The following is a 20,143-nucleotide window of genomic DNA, read 5'->3' on the forward strand; positions in this document are numbered from 1 at the left end:
CGCAGGCTAACAACTTGTTCGACGTGCACCCGACAAGGCCCTCGCCCAGGTCAGCAGAGGCCGGCGCAGCTCAGCGGGACGTCCCCACGAGGCCGGTCTCGTACGCGATGATCACCAGCTGCACACGGTCGCGCGCGTCAAGTTTGGCGAGCAGGCGGGTCAGATAGGTCTTGGCGGTGGCGACACTGATGGAGAGTTCGGCGGCGATCTCCGTGTTGGAGAGGCCGCTGCCGACGAGGGTCAGGACCTCGCGTTCGCGGTCGGTGATGCCGGTGATCGCGCCCTGAGGCCGGGAGTTGGGCTTCGGGCGGCCCGCGAACTCCTTGATCAGACGGCGGGTGACGCTAGGGGCGATCAGTCCGTCCCCGGCGGCGACCACGCGGATCGCGGCGAGGATGTCGTCCAGCGCCATGTCCTTGACCAGGAATCCCGCGGCGCCCGCGCGCAGCGCACCATAGACGTAATCGTCGTCGTCGAAGGTCGTCAGGACGATGACGTGGGTGTTCCTGCTCCGGCCCCCGGTGATCAGACGGGTGGCCTCGATGCCGTCCATGCCGGGCATGCGGATGTCCATCACCACGACGTCCGGACGGAGTTCGTCGACGATCCTGACGGCTTCGGCGCCGGTGCCCGCCTCGGCGGCGACCTCGATGTCGGGGGCCTCGGTGATGACCATGCGCAGGGCCGCGCGGACGAGGGGCTGGTCGTCGACGAGTACGACGCGGAAGGGCGCGGCGCCGGAGCCTGAGCCGTGGCCGGGCGTCTCCGCGCTCATCGCACACCCGCCGGTACCGGCAGCCGTGCCGCGACCCGGAAGCCGCCTTCGGGGCGTGGCGCGGCGGAGAACTCGCCGTGCAGCAGGCCGACCCTTTCGCGCATGCCGACAAGGCCGTAACCGCTGTCCGTGGTGCTGCCGTGGCCGCGCCCGCCGTCGATGACCTCGATGGTCAGCTCCTCGTCCCGGCAGTCGACGGACACCCGGCACGATGCGGTGCTCGCATGACGTACGACATTGGTGAGCGCCTCCTGGATGATGCGGTACGCGGACATGTCGATCTCCGGTGGCAGCGGCCGGGGTTCGCCGAGCCACCGCACGTCGACGCGGACACCGGCGGCGGTCGTCGTCTCGGCGAGGCGGTCGACGGCGGCGAGGCCGGGCTCGGGGCCGAGGGGCGCGTCCGCGGCTCCCGGCTCGGCGTCACGCAGCGCGCCGAGGACCCGGCGCAGCCCGGACAGGGTCTCCCGGCCGGTGGTCTCGATGGCGGTCAACGCCTCGCGCGCACCGGCGGGCTGGGTGTCGATGACGCGGCGTGCGGCGCCCGCCTGGAGGGCGATGACGCCGATGCTGTGCGCCACCATGTCGTGCAACTCCCTTGCGATGCGCAGCCGTTCGGCAGTGACGGCCTGGGTGGCGGCGCGGGAGCTCAGGTTCTCCGCGTACACACGGGCCTGATGCACGGAGTTCCCGATGAGCCAGGCCACGACGGCGATCAGCGCGATGAACGGCTCCGAAGCGGTGCCGTCGTCCCGCCCGAAGCCGATCAGCTCCCGCGGCGCCCAGAGGGCGAACAGCGCCCCGAAGGCGAGGGCACCCGCGATCAGCGAGGTCCGCCGGGAGTTCCGGGCGGCGATGAAGCCGAGAGCGACCGTCACCGGCAGGTACACCGTCGGCACCGTCTCCGTCTGGTGCCACGCCGCCATGGAGGCACCCGTGCCCGCGACGAGCAGGGCCATCGCGGTCAGCGGTCCGCGGTTCAGGACGGCGCAGCCGGCGAAGGCCAGGGCGGTGGCCAGGAGCAGCAGGAGCTGGGCACCGTGTCCGTCCATGCCACCTCGCGGATAGGAGTACGAAACAGCCTGCCGGGCCGGCATCATGACGTACTCGACGAGGGGGTAGGCCGTCACCGCACACCACGTCACCGCCGTCCAGGCGCCCAGGGGTATGCGCTTGAGCAGGGGAAGGCGCGGGGTGGCGGACATGCGCCGATCGTAACGACGCGGGCCCGGCAGGTCGTCGGACCGTGGGTGTACACCCACGGTCGACATCCACCGGCGGGATTGTCGGCGACGGTCCGACGACACGCGGGTGCGCGCCCCGGCATCGTGAGCCGGGTGATCGAAGTCAACGAACTGACCAAGAGGTACGGCGGCAAGACCGCCGTCAAGGACCTGAGTTTCACCGTGTACCCCGGACACGTCACGGGGTTTCTCGGCCCGAACGGCGCGGGCAAGAGCACCACGCTGCGGCTGCTGCTCGGCCTGAACGATCCCACCGCCGGATCGGTCGCCATCGACGGCCGCCCCTTCCGGGACCGCCCGCGCGGCCTGCGCCACGTCGGCGCGCTGCTCGACGCGGGTGACGTGCACGGCGGACGCAGGGCCGAGGCGCACCTGTACACCCTGGCCCGCGGCAACCGCGTCCCGCGGGCTCGGGTGGCCGAGGTGCTGCGCGAGGTGGGCCTCGCGGATGTGGCGCGGCGCCGCGTCGGCGGCTTCTCGCTCGGCATGAGGCAGCGGCTCGGGATCGCGGCGGCGCTGCTCGGCGATCCGCCGGTGCTGCTGTTCGACGAACCGCTCAACGGCCTGGACCCCGAGGGCGTGAAGTGGGTGCGCGGCCTGTTCCGGCGCCTGGCAGCCGAGGGGCGCACGGTCTTCGTGTCGAGCCATCTCATGTCCGAGATGGAGAACACGGTCGACCGGCTCGTCGTCATCGGCCGGGGCGAGTTGATCGCGGCGGAGAGCCTCACGGACTTCGCCGCGCGGGGCAAGCGGATGAGCGTGACGGTGCGTACGCCGAAGGCCCTGGAGCTGGCGGACGCGCTGAGGGCCGAGGGCGCGTCGGTGGAGACGGAGAACGACCTGCTCACGGTCACCGGCCTCGCGGCACCCCGTATCGGTGAACTCGCGCTGCGGCAGCGGGTGTTGCTGCACGAGCTGACGCCCCGCGCGGCCTCTCTGGAGGAGGCGTTCATGGAACTCACCGCGGACAGCGTCGAATACCTGGCAGGAGAGCCGACATGACGACGACCGCCGACCCCCGTGTCGCGGAGCAGGAGCCCCGCGCCCGTTTCCGCGACCTCGTCGCCGCCGAGTGGGCCAAGCTCTGGTCGCTCCGCTCGACCGCCTGGGCCTTCGTGCTCGGCGCCCTGGCGGTGCTCGCGTTCAACGTGGGCACCGCGTACGACACCCACCGCTACTGGTCGGAGCGGAACGACGCGGGCCGGGCCGAGTTCATCCGCGCCGGCATTCCGCTCCAGGAGGCCTTCACGACGAACGGCGTCCTGGTCTACATGCTCGCCGTGGGCGCCATCGGCGCGCTCCCGATCGTCGGCGAGTACGGCACCGGCCTCATCCGTACGACGTTCACCGTGGTCCCCGACCGCCGCGCGGTGATGGCCGCCAAGGTGTCGGTGATCACCGCGGTGACCACGGTGTTCGGCGCGGCGGTCGCCTCGTCCTCCTTCCTCTTCACCCAGGCGATCCTTTCCGTGCACGACGCGGGCATTCCCCTCTCCCACCCCGGCGCGGCGCGCGCGGTCGTGGCGTCCGCGCTCCTCGCCCCGGTCTGCGCGCTCGCTGGCATGGCGCTCGGCGCGCTCATCCGGCACAGCGCGACCACGATGGTCACGGTCTTCGCGGTGCTTCTCCTGCTCCCCACCGTCGTCACCGACCGCCGCCCGTGGTCGGCGGCCCTCTCCCACACTCTGCCGCTGAGGGCCTGGGACCGCCTGGCCCAGCCGGGCGGCGCCCCGGACCTCCACCCGTGGACGGCCGCGGGGGCCTGGACGGTCTACGGGGTTTGGGCCCTGGCGGCAGCGGCGATCGCGGTGACTGCGGTGCAACGCCGCGATCAGTGAGGCCCGTCGACAAGCCGCAGCACCGCACCGAGCCCCGGCGCCGCCCCGCCGTCCTTGGCGGGGTGGTCGCCGACCATCAGGGTGTCCGCGGGGGCCACGCCCAGTTCCGCGCACGCGTGGCCGAAGAGCCGTGGGTCGGGCGGCCACCTCCCTTCACCGCTCGGTCACGCCACACTCGCACCACCATCACCAATCGCCTCAACTACGCCTTCCACAACGGGAGTTCGTATGATGCGCCCATGGCAAGTCACGGGGATCTCATAGCGGGGCGCTACCGCATCACGACACCGCTCGGGCGCGGCGGCATGGGCACGGTCTGGCGGGCGGAGGACGAACTCCTCGGCCGCGCCGTCGCGGTGAAGGAGTTGCACGTCGACGCGGGGCAGTCCGCCGCCGATGCCGCGAGCCGGCGCGAACGCACCCTGCGCGAGGCCCGCTCCGTCGCCCAGGTGAAGCACCCCGGCATCCTCGTCTTGCACGACGTCGTCCAGCACGCCGGACAGCCCTGGATCGTGATGGAGCTGATCGACGGCCGCTCGCTCGCCGACCGGATCTCCCTGGACGGCCCGGTCCCGCCCGCCGAGGCGGCCCGCATCGGCCTGGCCCTGCTCGCCGCCCTGCACGCCGCGCACACCGCGGGTGTCCTGCACCGTGACCTCAAGCCCGCGAACGTACTCCTGGAGGCGGGTACGGAGCGCGTCGTGCTCTCCGACTTCGGGATCGCCCAGGTCGACGGGCAGACGACGATCACGGAGACGGGCGCGTTCGTCGGCTCCCCCGAGTACACCGCCCCGGAGCGCATGTCGGGCAAGCGCACGGGCCCGGAGTCCGACCTGTGGTCGCTCGGGGTGCTGCTCTGCGCCGCCGTCGAGGGCGAGTCGCCGTTCCACCGCGACTCCGTTGCGGGGGTGCTGCACGCCGTCGTCATGGACGAGATCAGGGTCCCGGAGTCGGCAGGGCCGCTGCTGCCGGTCGTACGGGGGCTGTTGGAGCGGGATCCGGAGCAGCGGCTCGGCGCGGACGAGGCCGAGCGGGCGCTGCGCGGCTTCCTGGTCGAGGAGCGGATGCCCACCGTGCCCCGCACTCCCGTGACCCACTCCCCGGAGACCCGGAAACCCGCGCCGCCTCCCCCCTCGGACGGCGGCCCCATCGTGCTGGGCTCCGCCCCGGCACCACCCTCGCGCCCCCGCGTGCGTACGGCGCTCCTGGCCGGCGCCCTGGTCCTCGCCCTCGGGGCGGGCGGCACCGGCGCGTGGCTCATGACGCGGGACGACCCCGGTACGCGGACGGACGTGACGGGAAGCGGCGCCGCTGACGAGGTGCGCGAGAAGCCGCGGACCAAGGAGCCGGACCGGAAGACCGCCAAGCCCTCCAAGAGCGCGGACAAGCCGAAGAACCCCGGCAAGAAGAGCCCCGCCGCCCCCGAGCCGTCCGCCGAGAGCAGCGGCAAGCCCGCCCCCGCCGGGACGGGCTCCCCCGCGAAGCCGGACGAGCCTGCCGGCGACCCGGCCCCCGCGGGTTACCGGACGGTCTCCGACCCGACCGGCTTCAAGATGGCCGCTCCCACCGCCTTCGTACGCTCCTCCGAGCCGCCCCGCGTCTTCTACAACTCGCCGGACAACGCCTTCCGCATCGGCGTCCATCCCCAGCCACTGGACCCGGACGGCCCCCTGGCGGTGATGCGCGGCGCCCACCAGGACGGCCCGGCCGACTACCCCGGCTACCGCGACGGCTCGGTCCGCCGGACCACGCACAACGGCCACCCCGCCGCCGTCTGGGAGTTCACCTGGGACGGCGGCTCCGGGGACGGCGGGCCGCGCCGCACCTATGACCTGAGCTGGGACGAGGGCGGCAAGATGTACGACCTGTGGGTCTCGGCACCCGCCGGGCGGGCGGCGGCGGGCGAGCGGCACTTCGTCGAGGCGCACAAGTCCTTCGTACGCACCGGCTGACGCCCCCCTCGGGCCTATTTCCTCAGCAACTCGGCCCGCAGCGTGGGCAGATGGCTGTGCTCCACGTCCTTCACCGACGTGACCAGGGTGACCGTTCCGTCCGCCGCCAGTTCGCGCAGATGCCGGATGCCGTCCTGCTGCTCCGGGCCCGCGAGCTCCGCGCGGTAGCGGCGGCCGAACTCCTCGGCCTGGTCGCGGTGTTGGTGGAACCAGGACCGCAGTTCGCCGGAAGGCGTGACGTCCTTGAGCCATTCGTCGACGGCGGCCCGATCCTTGGAGACACCGCGCGGCCAGAGCCGGTCGACCAGGACGCGTACGCCGTCGTCCTCGCCGGGCGGGTCGTACACGCGGCGCACGGGGAACGTCTCGGCGGCCTTCATGGGTCCATCGTCGCGCCCCGCCAGGCCCCCCGCATCTCGAAAACGCGAACCTCGAAAATGCGAACACGGGAGCAGGTGTTCCCCGGAACAGGTGATCGTTCCGTCAGGGATTGCATGTGACGCCTGTGGTTGACGATGATTACGGTGCGCAAGCGACGGGCTGCAGACCGTAGTTGCCGCGCACCCGGTCCATGTCCCATACGAGGGCCGGGAGTTGGAAATCCTGAGCAAGTCCCACAAGGAGAAGCACCACCATGAACCTCATCACTGACGTCGTCGCCGGTATCGCCCACTTCCTCGGCTGGCTGGTCTGACGTCACCCAGAAGTCCGCACAGCGACGCCGCCTCCCCCGTCCCAGGGGAGGCGGCGTCGCCGCGTGTGCGAGCGGGCCACAGCGTCAGTACGCAGTACGTCAGCGCGTCAGTACGCCAGCGCGTCAGTACGTCAGCGCGTCGGCTCCGGATAGAAGTTCCGCGCCGCCCCCTTGGCGTCCTTCGCCCTGCCGAGCAGGCTCGCCGGATACTCCACGAGCCAGTAGCTCGCCGCCCCTGCCGCCACCGCGACCGCGAGCACGATCAGCGCGGCGAGCGGGAAGCCCGCCTGACCGGTCGGCACCAGGCCGGACGTGATGAGCCGGAGCATGACCGGTTCGTGCCAGATGTACACGCTGTAGCTGATGAGTCCGACCGCCGTCACCCAGCGCGCCCTCAACAGGCCGTGCCACCGCACCTGTTCACGCGGCCTCACGTGCAGCGTGGCGTAGAGAAGCGTGAACCACAGCAGGGACGCGATCGGGTGGTAGAAGGTGTGCGCGAAGCTCTCCGCGCCGGAAGCCCCCGAAGCAGCGGAAGCGCCCGAAGCACCCGAGAAGTACGACAGGGCGTACAGCCCCGCCGCCGCCCCCACCGAGAGCGGCACCGTCCCCCGCGCGCCCAGCCCGCCCCGCCCCCGCAGCGCCACGAGCAGCACCGCGAGCGCCATGCCCGCGGCGAAGCCCCCGAAGCGGGCCTGCGGACCGAAGTACACCGGCCAGTCGGTGTGCGGCACCCCGAGGACGTACCGCGCGACGGAGATCCACACCAGCGGCAGCACGAAGAGCACCACGCACCCCGAGGCACACACAGCGACCCGCGCCCGCCGCGTCGCGAGCCCCCGGCACACCCGCACCGCGAGCGGCCCGAGCGCGACGAGCACCAGATAGAAGGCGACCTCAAGAGAGAGCGACCAGGTGGGACCGAGGGTGTAGAAGATCCGCTCCTGGTCGAAGACGTGCGTGAACGTCAGGTGCTCGACCAGGTCGCGCCAGTCGCCCGGCAGCGTCGGATTGCGGCTCGCCCAGACGACGAGCACCGCCAGGAAGTACAGGGGCAGAATGCGGATCGCCCGCCGGAAGAGGAACGTTCTCCCCGTACGGATGGGGCCCCCGTCGATGGCCGCACGGGCGTACGACAGCGTGAGCAGGTACGCGGACATCACGAAGAAGAGGTCGATCACCTCCAGCGAGAGCAGCGCGCCGAGCCAGGGGCTGTCGACCGGCGGGTGCGATCCTGCCGCGTCGTACGTGTAGTACTCCTGCCACACGTGGAAGAGGACCGTGCTCAGCGCGGCGAGGCCGCGGTAGCCCTGGAGTTCGAGCGCGCGCCCGCGGGAGGCGGGTGGATCGGGTGCCGACGGTTCTGTGGGCCGCGCGGCCGTCACCGCGCTCATGCCCGCACCGCCGGTTCCTCCGTCTCGGGCACGGCGGCGGCCCGCGGCGTCACCCGCCACTGCCGGTCGCCCAGCGCCTCCTTCAGATGTGCCTGCCGCGCCACCATGTTCTTGAAGTGCGTGTAGAAGAACGTCGACACGAACAGATAGCGCCAGAACCACGCCTTGCGGCGCCGCAGTTCGGGAACCGCCAGCCGCCACGCGAAGGCCGCCTGCACCACACCCGCAGACATGGTGAGCGCCGCCGCCATCAGGCAGACGGGCACCGCCCAGTCGAGCCGGTCGGCGCCGCCCGCGCGCCAGGCCGCGTGCAGCAGGATCGGCAGGATCTGCAGCGTCAGCCACGGCTGGACCTCACGCCAGCCGAGCAGCACGAACAGGCCCGTCTTCTGGCGCCGCGAGAACACCGGCGAACGCAGCGCGCCCCACAGGTGCCGCAGCGACACCTGGAGCCAGCCCTGCGCCCAGCGCGAGCGCTGGTTCCACAGCGGGCGCAGCAGCGTGGGCGCCAGCTCACGCGAGATCAGCGTCCGGTCCATGGCGATGCGCGCGCCCTCGTTCAGCGCGCGCATCGTGGAGTCGATGTCCTCGGTCAGCATCGAGCCGTGCATGCGGGTCCTGGCCAGGAGGTCCGTGCGCCAGAAGCCGTTGGAGCCGCCGAAGACCCCGAAGCCGTACATCCGGGTCCGGCCCGGATGGCTCACCGCGTAGATCGTCTCGAACTCGACACCGACCGTCCTCGCGACCCACGAGCTGTCGCCGTTGCGGATCACGCAGTGGCCCTGCACGACGTCGTAACCGTTGGACAGCCAGTCCCAGGCGTGCCGGAAGGCGTTCGGGGCGGGGTGGTGGTCAGCGTCGAAGATGCCGACGAACTCACCGCGCACCCGCGTCACGGCCGCGTTGATGTTCTGCGCCTTGGACGTGCTCCCGGCCACCGGAAGGAGCACGAGGCGCGGGTCACGGGCCGCCATGTCGCGCAGGGTGTCCTCGACGGGCAGCGGGTGCGGGGAGTTGTACGCGAGGACGATCTCCAGGTCGCTCGGGTAGTCGAGCCGCAGGAAGGACTCGACGGTGTCGACGATGGTCGCGGCCTCGTTCGGCAGATACGCGGCGATGACGGCGCTGGCGGGCGGACAGGGCTGTCCGGGCCGTTCGGGCCGCGGGGTCGCGTCCAGCGAGAACAGGCACTCCAGCATGATGAGGAGGGCGGAGAGGATCAGCCCCGCCACCACCACCCAGTACGCGAACCCGGCCGCGTCCCAGCCCAGTTCGTACGCCTGCTGGTAGAGCGCGAAGGGCACCCCGACGCCGAGCACCAGCGGAAGCACCGGGGACAGCAGCCGGGTGGCCCAGCCGAGCAGGGCGCGCAGGCCCGCGCGCGCACGGCGGTGGCGGTGCGGGGCGCTCGTCCGCATCCACGGCTCGTAGCGGACGGGGCGCAGGTCCCGGTGGCGTACGGCTTCGGAGGCGGCGTCCCGCGCGTCCTCGGCCGCCCGGCTGTGATCGGTGTACTCGCCGAGCGGGGTCCAGCCGACGGCCGGGGTGAGCCGCACGTTCTCGTCGGCGACGACGAAGCGGGTGCCGGCCACGGACGCGGCGAACTCCCGCAGGCTCCGGGCGGCGGTCTCCTCGTCGACGCCGGGCATGAGCACGAGGAGCTGCCCCGCCTCGTCCCAGCCGAGCCTGCCGCCGACACCGCCGAGCCGTTCGGCGACCCCCGCTACCCCCGCGAGCCGCTCGGCGACCTCGCGCCGCACGCGCGGGCCGAGCCGCGTCTCCAGGGCCGCCATCTCGGCGACGCCGACCACGGCGAGGACGCCGCCGCGCCGGGCGGCGGGCGGGCGGCCGAGTTCACGGTCGAGTTCGTCCATGAAGTGCGTGCCCGAGTAGAGGCCGGTGCGCGGATCGCGCAGCAGGTTCTCCAGCGGGACCGGGACGCGGTGCAGTTTGGCCGCTATCCGGGCCGAAAGCTCGCGCGGGTCGGCGGCTTCCGGCACGCAGTCGTCGGCGCCGTGCCGCAGCAGGTCGACGACGGTGCCGGGTGCGGGGGCGCGCCCCGCCGTGACCATGACCAGCGGGAGCGCCTGCCCCGCGGGGTCGGCGCGGACCTCGCGTATGACGTCGATGCCCTGTCGGCGCCCGTCCGGGCCGTCGTCCAGGGCGACGATCGCGTCCGGGGGTGCCTGCCTGACCTGGCGGTGTACGTCGCCGGGGACGGCGTGGGTCACTTCGTACCCGGTGAGTTTCAGTGTCCGGGTGAGCAGTTCACGGCTGGGGCCCGGTGGGCCGACGGCCAGGATGTGGCCGCCGGGAGTACGGGCGGGCAAGGGGGAAGAAGTTTTCGGGCGCACGCGAGTGCGCCCTGTGGGCGGTGAGATGGACATCTATGTGGTCCCATCCAATTCGGATTGTGGGGGGAGGACCGCTTGGTTTTCGTTGAACCGCCAACTTGCCCTGAACACAGGCAAATCGGCCTCACCAGCCTCAACGATCACTGTGACACCACACCTTCAGCGACGTAACGCCCTCATTACGTCCTCTCGAACGCCGGACGGACTGGACACCTCAAGGCCGTCCGGCGTACGAGTCGAGAGAAAGCCTCCCCCTGCTACCTCACCCCCACCGCCCGGATGATCTCCTGCGTGACCGAGCCGCCCCGGTCGTCGCTCGCGGATGCCCGCAGCGAGATGGACTCGGCGGAGCTTGGCACCTTCAACTTGCCGTCCCAGGCGGCTTTTTCGCCGTCACGCTTCAGCTGGACGCCGCTCCAGTGCGCGCCGTCGTCGTACGACACCTCCAGCTTGCCGCCCCCGATGGCCCCGGTGTCCACCGCGCCCTTGACGTACTCGGAGAAGATCCCGACCTCCACGGAACGCCCGCCCCTGATGTTGCCCGCGAGGTCCGTGTCCACGTCGAATCCGAGGTTCAGCAGGGGCAGGAAGCTCTTGCGGTCGCTCGCCGTCTCCTTCGACTTGAAGGTCCACTCCGAGTGGCCCTTCGTGGCAAGGCGCCACTGTCCGGCGTCCAGCGTCGTGTCGGTGACGACCTTGTACGTCGTCGACGCCGGGTTCGCGTCCCAGACGTACGCGCCCGAACTCTGGCGCCGGTCGACCAGCTCGCCGTCCGCGTACACCTCGGTGAACTGCGTCATCGTGTCGTCGTTCCACACGTCGCCGAACCCCGTGTGATCGGGCCCTGAGTCGCCCCAGCCGGGCACGTTGAACTCCAGGGTGTTGCCGATGCGCTGCTGCCCCCAGCCGAGGCCGGTCCCCAGCCACGGATGCCAGACGGGCTTGAACCAGTTCAGCTCTCCGTGGCTGCCACCCCGGTAGCTGACGAGGCCGCTGCGTTCCTCCAGGTTCCCGGGCCCGGCCGACACGGACTCGTGCCACAGCTGTCCGGCCCCGGTGGAGGCGTAGTCCGTCCGCTCGACGGGGTAGTCGATCTTCTCCTGGAAGCCGATTCCGATGTCGAAGGTGTCCGTCAGGGAGTAGCGGAACTCGCCGCCCGCCACCGGCTTCGCCGCCGCGTGGAACTTCGTGTCCAGGACGGCCAGTTCACGCTTCGACGGCTCGTATGTCAGGTCGCGGGGCACCGCCCCCTTGTGGCCCTCCGACACGTCGTAGACGAAGGGCGTGCGCGAGGTCGCCCGCGTCTCCACGGACCGCCCCGCCTTCGCCGCCGCGAGCAGCCGTGCGCCGTCCGCCGCGTCGACCGTGCCGATCTGCAGCGGCCGGTCGCCGTTGTCGTCCGTACCGAACCACGCGTTGAGCCGCCCAGGCACGTCATCCGTCACGAACAGGGCTTTCACACCCGCTTCTTGAGCCGCCTGCCCGATCTGCTCGGGCGTCAACTCGCTTCCCGCGGACCGCCGCACGACGACAGCCTTGCCCTTCACGTCCTTGCCCGCGTACTCGGCGGCCGTACCGCCGCCCACATCCACGAGCCGCAGCTTGCTGCGGCCGTCGTTCACCGTGCCGCCGGGCTGCGCGACCACCTCGCCGAGGCCCTTCACGTCAAGGGCCGGCTTGCCCAGGCGCCACACCGTGCGGTACTCGAAGCTGCCGTCGGACACCTTGGCCGTGGGCGCCGCGAAGATGCTGTCGTACTTGATCGGCACCTGTACCGCGCCCTGGAGTGTGGCGCCGTTCGCACGCCGGTCGTACTCCATCAGGAGCTGACGGGTCTGGGTCCGGCGGCCGACGTCCACACCGATCTCGCGCAACTTCCGCCCGTCCAGGGTGACTTCGCGATCCCGGTCGAGGGAGATCTCGGGAGCGGCGAGGAAGCCGATGCCGAGGGAGTCCTTGCCCTTGCTGCCGCGTACGTCGAGGAAGGAGGAGAGCGCGTACGTTCCTGGCTTCAGGCGCAGCTGAAGGGTGCCGGAGTCACCGACCTCAGCCTGGAACGGATCGACCTCGTCGGCCAGCCGCTGGAGCACCAGACCGGCTCCGGTGGCCGCGCCGTCACGGTCCTTCACATGGACGGTGAGCGTGTACCGCTCCTCCTCCTTGACCAGGCCGAACGCGGTGTGCGCGACCGGCTTGCCCGCGGCGCTCGCGACGATGCGGCCACTGGTGTTGCCGACGGGCGCCTTCGCGCCGTCACCGGTCACCGTGGTCGACGCGGTGCCGTGCGCGGGGACGGTGAGCGACTTGTCGGCGAGGGTGGCGACGCCGTCCGCCGCACCCTCGGCGGCAAGAGTCAACTCGATAGCGGCGTCTGAGGAGTTGGCATACGTCAGCGTCTTCGTGACGGGCTTGTTCTCCTCGTACGGCCAGGAGTAGAAGCCGAGGTCGGCGCTGCCGCTCGCGGTGATCCGGGCGTCGATGGCGTCGGGCACGCTGACACGCCCCGCGCCCAGCTCGTAGGCCGACGCGTCGAGCTTCGTGGACGTCGACATCAGCGCGTCCTTGAGCTGTGCGCCACTCCAGTCCGGGTGCTTCTCGGCGAGCAGGGCGGCGGCGCCCGCGATGTGCGGGGTCGCCATCGACGTACCGCTCATCTCGGTGTAATAGCCCTCACCTTCGGTGAGTTGGGAGCGGGCGGCGAGGATGTCCACGCCCGGGGCCGACAGGTCGGGCTTGAGGGCGTTGTCGCCGTAACGCGGGCCCTGGCTCGTGAAGTACGCGGCCCGGTCGGCGGAGTCGACGGCGCCGATGGTCAGCGCGGAGTCGGCGGCGCCGGGCGAGCCGATCGACGAGGGGGCGCCGGTGTTGCCCGCGGCTATGACGAAGAGGGCGCCGGTGTCCTTGGAGAGGGTGTTGACGGCGGCGGCCATCGGGTCGGTGCCGTCGCTCGCCTCCTGCGAACCGAGGCTCATCGACACCACCTTGGCGCCGACGTCCTTGGCCGCCCACTCCATCCCGGCGATGATCTGCGACTCGCTGCCCGAGCCCTCGTCGCTGAGCACCTTGCCGACGGAGAGGGCGGCGCCGGGCGCCACGCCCTTCTCCTTGTCGCCATCGGACCCGGCGCCGCTGCCGCCGACGGTCGATGTGACGTGGGTGCCGTGACCGTTGCGGTCGGCGACTTCCTCGCCCGGGATGAAGCTCTTGGTGGCGTCCACGCGGCCCTTGAGCCCTGGATGGCCGACGTCGACACCCGTGTCGAGGACGGCGACCTTCACACCCTTGCCGGTCAGCCCGGCCTCCCAGGCCTTGGGGGTGCCGATCTGCTCGTTGCTCTGCGCCATGTCGGCCTCGACGCGGCCGTCGAGCCAGATCTTGTCGATGCCGTCGGCGAGGACGCCGCCCGAACCACCCGTCCTGCGGGCCGACTTGGTGGTGTGGTCCGGCGCGACATCCCGCCAGAAGGTACCGGGCTTCTCCGCCGTCACCGCCACGCCGCCCACGCTCGGCAGGGAACGCACCTTGTCGGCGCCACGGGGCGTCGCGAGGCCCGCGTCGCGGCGCGCGCTCTTCTCGTACGTGACGATGAGCGGCAGCGCGCCGCCCTTCTCCTCCGCGAGCCCCTGACGTATCAGCTCCGTCACGTCGAACAGCCGCTTGTCGAGGGAGCCCGCGCTCAGATAGGGCCTCGCCTCGTCCGGTACGACGGTGATGCGGTCGCCCGTCATCTCGCTCCGGACGGCGCCGGTGGCCCCGGCGGGCCGGTCGACGGTGACAGTCTTCTTGCCGCCGCCGAGCTCGGTGACGGTGACCTTGTCGCCGGTTATCAGGGTGACGGTGTGGGCGGCGCGGGCAGCGGGGGTGTCCCGCCCCCCGGGCGCGCCGGAAGGGGCCGCGGTCGCGGACTGCCCTGCCGGGAGCAGGGCGAAGGCGAGGCCGACGGCCGGCAGCAGCCTCGCTCTTCGCCACGCGGGTGATCGGGTCATGGGTGCCCTCTCTTCGTCGGACCCGGGCGGGGGTGGTTCCCGGGTGCTGCGAAGAGTCTCGGGTGGCTTGTGTTGCGGGGATGTTGACGGGTGCTGGCGGGAAGCCGCCAGGGCACCTTCCCGCCAGGACCACCCGTGCGGGTTCGCTGTCCGTGGCATGGATGACAGCCACCAGCGCCTTCCGTAACAATGCGGTTGGCAGGCGCACGGAGGGATCGACGGGGGCATCGATGGACGACCTGGTGGAGTTCACGACGGATGACGGCGCGCGGGTCGTCATGGCCGACGTGGAGGACCTGCACGGCTCCCACCTCATCTCCCACGGCGACGGCCCCGCCCGGGCGATCCACACCTTCGAGGCCCCACGCCCCTACGTCTCAGGCACCCTCACCCCCTTAGCGGCCGAACCCCGGCGCACCCGCCCGGCCCCCTCCACACCCGCTGAACCGCCCCTTACGCCTCCGGCACCCTCGCGTCGTACCGGGCGAACGCCCGCCACTTCGCCGCGAGCAGCGCCACGGCCACCACGCAAGCCGCCCCGCCCCCGGTGACCGCAACCGTCGGCGACGCCGCGTCCCCCACCGACCCCGCGAGGAAGTCTCCGAGCCGGGGGCCGCCCGCCACCACCACGATGAAGACCCCCTGCAAGCGCCCCCGCATCTCGTCCGGCACCGCCGCCTGGAGCATCGTGCTGCGGAAGACCATCGAAATGGTGTCCGCGCATCCCGCCACCGCGAGGAAGAACAGACCGAGCCAGAGATTGCGCGTCAGGCCGAAGACGGCGACGGCCGTTCCCCATCCCGCCACGGACAGCAGAATCGCGAGCCCGTGCCGCCGGATCCGTCCCAGCCACCCGGAGAAGACGCTCCCCAGCAGCGCCCCCACCGCGGGCGCCGCCACCAGCAGGCCCACCGTCTTCGCGTCGCCCCCGAACCACACCACCGCCACCGCGGGGAACAGCGCCCGCGGATGCGCCAGAACCATCGCGCACAGGTCCGTGAAGAACGTCATCCGCAGGTTCGGGCGCGTGGCGAGGAACCGCAGCCCGTCGAAGACGGACGCCCGCTTCGCGCCCGCGCCCGCTCCCTCGGGCCGCATCGACGGCAGCTTCCACATCGCGTACAGCGACGCGCTGAAGGCCACCGCGTCCACCGTGTACGCCGCCTGGTAGCCCCACAGTCCGACGATGAGGCCGCCCAGCATGGGGCCGAGCATCATCCCCGACGTCGTCGTGATCGACGACAGCGCGTTGGCGGCCGGCAACTGCTCCGGCGGCAGGAGCCGCGGGATCATCGACGAGCGCGCCGGCGAGTTCAGCGCCCCGCAGACCGCCTGCAGCGCGACCACGGAGTACAGGAACCACACGTGGTGGAAGCCCAGATACGCCGCCGAGGCGAGAGCGAGCGAGAGGCCGCAGGAACCAAGCGACGAGAAGAGGCCCAGCTTCCGCCGGTCCACCGTGTCCGCGATCGCGCCCCCGTACAGGCCGAAGACGACAAGCGGCAGCAGCGAGCAGAGCCCCACCAGACCGACCGAGAAGCTGGAGTGCGTGAGGTCGTAGACCTGGAGCGAGACCGCCAGCGAGGTCATCGCCTGGCCCACCCAGGAGATCGTGTTGCCGACCCAGAGGCGGCGGTAGTCGACCGACGTGCGCAAAGGCGTCAGATCGGCGAGTATCCGCCTTTTCGTGACCGACCCCCGGGGCTCCTGGGCCCCCTGGGGTCCCTGGGGCTCCACCGGGAGCGCGGATATCGGGGGGTCGTCGGCTATCCGGGGGCCGTCGGCCTCGTCTTCTTCTGGGGGCGTATGCGTCACACGGGATGCTAACCGCGCCCCCGCCGCCCACGAAGCGATCAAGACCACCCGTACGGCCGCACCCCGCCCGGCTCATCCCAGCGCGCGCGCCACCCCCGCCCATCGCACGATGCGAGACAGGACCGTCGTCCGACGGCCCGAACGGTCCGCGCTCTCGGGAGGATCTGCCATGACCGTCAGTCTGGAGCAGTTGCGCCGCTGCCACATCGCCGTCGACCTTGGGGCCGCGAGGACCCGGGTATTCGTGAAGGGCGCGGGTCTCGTCGTCGACGAACCGAGCGCCGCCGCCGTGAACACCCGGACGGGCGCGCTCATCGCGGTCGGCCACCTCGCCGAACAGATGACGGGCCGCACGCCCGGATACATCCGGGTGGTCCGACCGGTCTCCGGCGGCACCGTCGTCGACATCGAGATGGCCCAGCGCATGCTGCGGCACCTGATCGGCGAGAAGCTCCGCCGCAACCTGCGCCGCAAGCCGCGCCTCCGCGCAGCCGCCTGCACCCCGCACGACGCGGACCCGCTGGCCCAGCGCGCCGCCATCGAGACGATGGTCGGGCTCGGGGCACGCAAGGTCGAGCTGGTCGACACGCTGATCGCCGCCGCGGTCGGCTGCGGGCTGCCCGTCGAGCGGCCGGAAGCGACGATGATCCTGGTGTGCGGCGCCGCGACCACGCAGGTCGCGGTGTTGTCGCTGGGGGCGATCGTCACCGCCCAGCGGATCCCGGTCGGCGGTGAGGCCATCGACCGCGCGATCGTCCAGCACCTGCGCCAGCACCACGAGCTGGTGCTGCCCAGCCAGTCGGTACGTCCCCTTCAGCTCGCCCTGCGCGGCAACGGCCTCACCCCGAACGGGCCCGAGTCCACCGAGATCCACGGCCGCGACGTCGCCACCGGGCTCGCCCGCTCGGTGCACGTCGACACCGCCGCCGTCCGCGACGCGATCCACACCCCGCTGACCGCCGTACTCGACGGCATCGGCAAGGTCCTTCGGGACTGCCCGCCGGACCTGGTGGCCGACCTCGCCGATCGCGGGATCATGATGGTGGGCGGCAGCGCGCTGCTTCCCGGCCTCGACCAGATGCTGCGGGACGCGACGGGGATGCCGGTGCAGATCGCCGAACGGCCCGACGTGTGTGCCGTGCTGGGACTCGGGGCGATGCTGGAGGGCAAGATCCAGCCGCTGGCGCTCAACTCGGTGTCCGGCTGAACTTCGTCGGGTCGGGGCTCACGGCGGCCGATGCTCTCCACGCACGGCAGTGGGGGTTCCTGCTTCTGGAGGGGCGCGGATGGTGGTCTCGTTGCTGAGCCTGGTCAGGAAGGCGCGGGAGGGCAGGCCAAGGCCAGGCTCAGGCATCGGCGCCGCCGCGGACACAGGCGGCGGCGTCCGATGACCCGAGACGAGCTGCCCCTCCCCCTCGTGCCGCTCCTGGACGCGGTGCTCGGCGTCGGCACGGACCTCGAACTGAACGCCACGCTCCAGCACATCGTGGAGAGCGCGGCCGAGCTGACCGGCGCCCGCTACGGCGCGCTCGGCGTCATCGACCCGGGGCACGGCAAGCTGACCGACCTGTTCACCGCGGGCCTGACCGAGGCCGAGCGGGACCGCATCGGGCGCCTCCCCGACGGCCACGCGGGCCTCCTCGGCACCCTGATCCGCGAGCCGAAGCCGCTCCTCCTGGACGACCTGACGGCCGACCCCCGCTCCTGCGGCGTACCGCCGGGGCACCCGGAGATGCACAGCTTCCTGGGGGTGCCGGTACACGTCCACGAGGAGGCGTTCGGCAACCTCTACCTCACCGAGAAGCGCGGCGGCCCCTTCACGGAGGAGGACCTCCAGCTGCTCCGCGTCCTCGCCAGCCAGGCGGGCATCGCGATCGGCAACGCCCGCCTGTACGAGGCGGCCAGGCAGCGTGAGCGGTGGATCGACGGCGCGGCCGCGGTCACCACGGCGCTGCTCACCGGCGAACCGGCGGCCGACGCGCTGATGACGGTCGCCGAGCAGGCCCGCATCCTGGCGAACGCCTCCGCGGGGGTGATCCTGCAGCCCACGGACCAGGGCGGCATGCGCATCGTCGCGGCGGCTACGTCGCAGGAGGGCGACGGCGCGTCACACGAGGACGACGGCGCGCGACCGGACGGCACCCCTGTCCCGGCCCCCGCCCCCCACGACCTCCAGAACACCCTCATCGGCACCACCATCGAGCCCGGCAGCGCGGTCCTTGAACAACTCCTCGGCGGCGAGCCGGTGTTCATCGAGGACTCCGCCACGGACCCCCGGATGACCACCCACGTACGGACCAATTTCGGCCCCAGCCTGATGCTGCCGCTGCAGGCGGGTGGACGGCTCATCGGGACGCTCGCCCTGCCCCGCCGCCGCGGCGAGCGCGCCTATACCTCCGTGGAGCGGCTGCTCGCGACCCAGTTCGCCTCACAGGCGGCGCTCGCCCTCGTCCTGGCGGACGCCCAGCAGAGCAGGGAACGCCTCGCGGTGTTCGAGGACCGCGACCGCATCGCGCGCGACCTGCACGACCTCGTCGTCCAGCGGCTCTTCGCCACCGGAATGATGCTGGAGTCGACGCGGCGCAGGGACAGCTCGCCCCAGGTCGAGTCGACGCTCGACCAGGCCGTGGACGAACTGGAGTCCACCATCCAGGAGGTCCGCACGGCGATCTTCGCGCTCCAGCAGCCGCCCGCCGACGCCCCCACCACGTTCCGCGGCAAGGTCCTGCGCGAGACGGCGGGCGCGGCGGCGGTGGTGGGCGTACAGCCGTCGGTGCACTTCACCGGCGCGGTGGACGCCCGCGTACCGGACCCGACGGCGGGCCACCTGCTCGCCGCCCTGCGCCGCGCCCTCGCGACCACGTCGCGCCGCCCCGACGTCACCCGCATCGAGGTCGCGGTGGACGCCAGGGCGGTGCTGCCGGACGGCCGGGAGGGGGTGCGCCTGACGGTGTACGACGACGGAACGACGGACGGCGTCGGAGCGGGCACGACGGCCACCTGGCAGGCGCCGCTCTGAGCGGGCACTTACCGGGCGCTCACTCCCGGCAGAGGCAGAAGGGATGCCCTGCCGGGTCGGCGAAGACCCGGAAGCCGCGCTCACCGCCCTGGTCGTCGAGGTCGAGCGCGGTCGCGCCGAGCGCGAGGACCTCTTCCTGGGCGCGGTCCATGTCGGGGACGGTGAAGTCGAGGTGCAGCTGCTGCGAATCGGCCGACGCCTGCGGCCACTTGGGCGGCTGGTGCCCTTCGGCGCGCTGGAAGGAGATGCGGTGCCCGCCGGGGGCGTACAGGTCGTACCAGTCCTCGTTGTACTGCTTGACCTCGCCTCCCAGGACATCCGCGTAGAACCGGGCCAGGGACTCCGGCTCCCGGCAGTCCAGGGCAACAAGGCTGTACGTCGCGATCGCCATAGGGCACTCGCTTCCTGTCCGGTGGTCCAAGGATCTCGGGGGCTCACTCATACGTCCCCGCGGTGGCCGGGTGCCCCGCTTCCCCACCGTAAATCTGTCGGCGGCCCGGGGCTCAGTGGCGGCCGTGCGCGGTGTCCGACGCTCCGCCGAACAGCCGGGCGACGGCCCGGAAGGGCAGGGTGACCACGGTGGCGATGGCTCCGCCGATCGCGCGGAGTACATCTGCGATGGCCTTCAGCATGACGAACCTCCTGAACATGCGGCAGGACGTGTGCTGCTCCGCCTGGCCGCAGGCGGTCGCCGTACGTTTCCGCACGGCCTGTCAACCGTCAGGTGCCCGCTGCTGAACAGCGGAAACACGTGCTGTGCCACAGCACGGGAGGTGTCGCCCCGCCCTTCGGGGGTACTTGCGCCCGCATCCGAAGAGCGCTCAAGGAGGACCCACCGTGAGTGATCAGATACCGGCCTCCCCCGGCGAGGACGGCAGCACACCCGTACCCAGGGACCTGCCGGACCAGCAGGCGAACGGCGAGGAGGACCGCTGGGACCTGGAGGAGAACGAGAACGGCGAGACCGCCGGCCCCCCGGAACAACTCGAGGAGAAGCCGACACCGGAGGAGCCGTCGGGGTGACGAGGTGACGGTGCCATGTGAGGGCCCCACGCAGCGGGGGAAGCGCACG

At 71.8% G+C, this 20,143-nt stretch carries 15 protein-coding genes and 1 pseudogene; 6 read left to right on the top strand and 10 right to left on the bottom strand.

Annotated elements, in window-relative coordinates:
- Window positions 1-70: 70 nt before the first annotated feature.
- Window positions 71-775: a response regulator gene (locus ACGFX9_RS03610; RefSeq protein WP_393463962.1), complete on the bottom strand. Its 705-nt coding sequence runs from the start codon at window positions 773-775 to the stop codon at window positions 71-73.
- Window positions 772-1,980, bottom strand: coding sequence for a sensor histidine kinase (locus tag ACGFX9_RS03615; protein WP_393463965.1), 1,209 nt, complete (start codon window positions 1,978-1,980; stop codon window positions 772-774). Before ACGFX9_RS03615 ends, ACGFX9_RS03610 begins: the two co-directional genes overlap by 4 nt.
- A gap of 132 nt (window positions 1,981-2,112) precedes the next feature.
- On the opposite strand from ACGFX9_RS03615, the gene ACGFX9_RS03620 reads away from it, so the two are divergent.
- Together ACGFX9_RS03620 and ACGFX9_RS03625 are read left to right on the top strand one after the other, a co-directional pair.
- Window positions 2,113-3,021 (top strand): ATP-binding cassette domain-containing protein, encoded by a 909-nt coding sequence (locus ACGFX9_RS03620; RefSeq protein ID WP_393463968.1) that lies wholly within the window; start codon window positions 2,113-2,115, stop codon window positions 3,019-3,021.
- Entirely contained in the window at window positions 3,018-3,857 is an 840-nt protein-coding gene (locus ACGFX9_RS03625; RefSeq protein ID WP_393463971.1) for an ABC transporter permease, read from the top strand. The genes ACGFX9_RS03620 and ACGFX9_RS03625 overlap by 4 nt, the downstream gene beginning before the upstream one ends.
- Here ACGFX9_RS03625 and ACGFX9_RS03630 read toward each other — a convergent pair.
- Window positions 3,851-3,994: pseudogene (locus ACGFX9_RS03630) on the bottom strand (HAD hydrolase-like protein); the annotation flags it as partial. The gene ACGFX9_RS03625 and the pseudogene ACGFX9_RS03630 sit on opposite strands and share 7 nt — an antisense overlap.
- A gap of 102 nt (window positions 3,995-4,096) precedes the next feature.
- On the opposite strand from ACGFX9_RS03630, the gene ACGFX9_RS03635 reads away from it, so the two are divergent.
- Window positions 4,097-5,809: a protein kinase gene (locus ACGFX9_RS03635; protein WP_393463974.1), complete on the top strand. Its 1,713-nt coding sequence runs from the start codon at window positions 4,097-4,099 to the stop codon at window positions 5,807-5,809.
- 14 nt (window positions 5,810-5,823) lie between these two features.
- Here the strand turns inward: ACGFX9_RS03635 and ACGFX9_RS03640 are convergent, their stop codons facing one another.
- From ACGFX9_RS03640 to ACGFX9_RS03660, 5 genes are all read right to left on the bottom strand, one after another.
- A complete protein-coding gene (locus tag ACGFX9_RS03640) occupies window positions 5,824-6,189 on the bottom strand; it encodes a DUF488 domain-containing protein (RefSeq protein WP_393463977.1) in 366 nt (121 codons plus the stop codon).
- 445 nt (window positions 6,190-6,634) lie between these two features.
- Window positions 6,635-7,897, bottom strand: coding sequence for an acyltransferase family protein (locus tag ACGFX9_RS03645; RefSeq protein WP_393463980.1), 1,263 nt, complete (start codon window positions 7,895-7,897; stop codon window positions 6,635-6,637).
- Complete coding sequence (locus ACGFX9_RS03650; protein ID WP_393463983.1) at window positions 7,894-10,227, bottom strand: glycosyltransferase; 2,334 nt, start codon at window positions 10,225-10,227, stop codon at window positions 7,894-7,896. The genes ACGFX9_RS03645 and ACGFX9_RS03650 overlap by 4 nt, the downstream gene beginning before the upstream one ends.
- Before the next feature lie 281 nt (window positions 10,228-10,508).
- Window positions 10,509-14,237, bottom strand: coding sequence for a S8 family serine peptidase (locus tag ACGFX9_RS03655; RefSeq protein WP_393463985.1), 3,729 nt, complete (start codon window positions 14,235-14,237; stop codon window positions 10,509-10,511).
- A gap of 453 nt (window positions 14,238-14,690) precedes the next feature.
- Window positions 14,691-15,974 carry an MFS transporter gene (locus ACGFX9_RS03660; RefSeq protein WP_393465601.1) on the bottom strand — a complete coding sequence of 428 codons (1,284 nt, stop codon included), beginning with the start codon at window positions 15,972-15,974 and terminating at the stop codon, window positions 14,691-14,693.
- A gap of 247 nt (window positions 15,975-16,221) precedes the next feature.
- Here ACGFX9_RS03660 and ACGFX9_RS03665 point away from each other — a divergent pair, with 247 nt between their 5' ends.
- Window positions 16,222-17,259 (top strand): rod shape-determining protein, encoded by a 1,038-nt coding sequence (locus ACGFX9_RS03665; RefSeq protein ID WP_393463988.1) that lies wholly within the window; start codon window positions 16,222-16,224, stop codon window positions 17,257-17,259.
- 180 nt (window positions 17,260-17,439) lie between these two features.
- The gene (locus ACGFX9_RS03670) at window positions 17,440-19,071 is read left to right on the top strand and encodes a GAF domain-containing protein (RefSeq protein WP_393463991.1); all 1,632 of its coding nucleotides are present in this window, start codon (window positions 17,440-17,442) and stop codon (window positions 19,069-19,071) included.
- 19 nt (window positions 19,072-19,090) lie between these two features.
- Here ACGFX9_RS03670 and ACGFX9_RS03675 read toward each other — a convergent pair whose 3' ends face one another.
- Both ACGFX9_RS03675 and ACGFX9_RS03680 read right to left on the bottom strand, forming a co-directional pair.
- Window positions 19,091-19,462 carry a VOC family protein gene (locus tag ACGFX9_RS03675; RefSeq protein ID WP_393463994.1) on the bottom strand — a complete coding sequence of 124 codons (372 nt, stop codon included), beginning with the start codon at window positions 19,460-19,462 and terminating at the stop codon, window positions 19,091-19,093.
- A gap of 112 nt (window positions 19,463-19,574) precedes the next feature.
- Window positions 19,575-19,703 carry an LPFR motif small protein gene (locus ACGFX9_RS03680; protein WP_262928305.1) on the bottom strand — a complete coding sequence of 43 codons (129 nt, stop codon included), beginning with the start codon at window positions 19,701-19,703 and terminating at the stop codon, window positions 19,575-19,577.
- Between the two features lie 205 nt (window positions 19,704-19,908).
- Here ACGFX9_RS03680 and ACGFX9_RS03685 point away from each other — a divergent pair, with 205 nt between their 5' ends.
- Complete coding sequence (locus ACGFX9_RS03685; RefSeq protein ID WP_393463997.1) at window positions 19,909-20,094, top strand: hypothetical protein; 186 nt, start codon at window positions 19,909-19,911, stop codon at window positions 20,092-20,094.
- The last annotated feature ends 49 nt before the right edge of the window (window positions 20,095-20,143 follow it).

The sequence above is a fragment of the Streptomyces sp. NPDC048436 genome (genome assembly GCF_043200355.1).
Classification (GTDB): Bacteria; Actinomycetota; Actinomycetes; order Streptomycetales; family Streptomycetaceae; genus Streptomyces.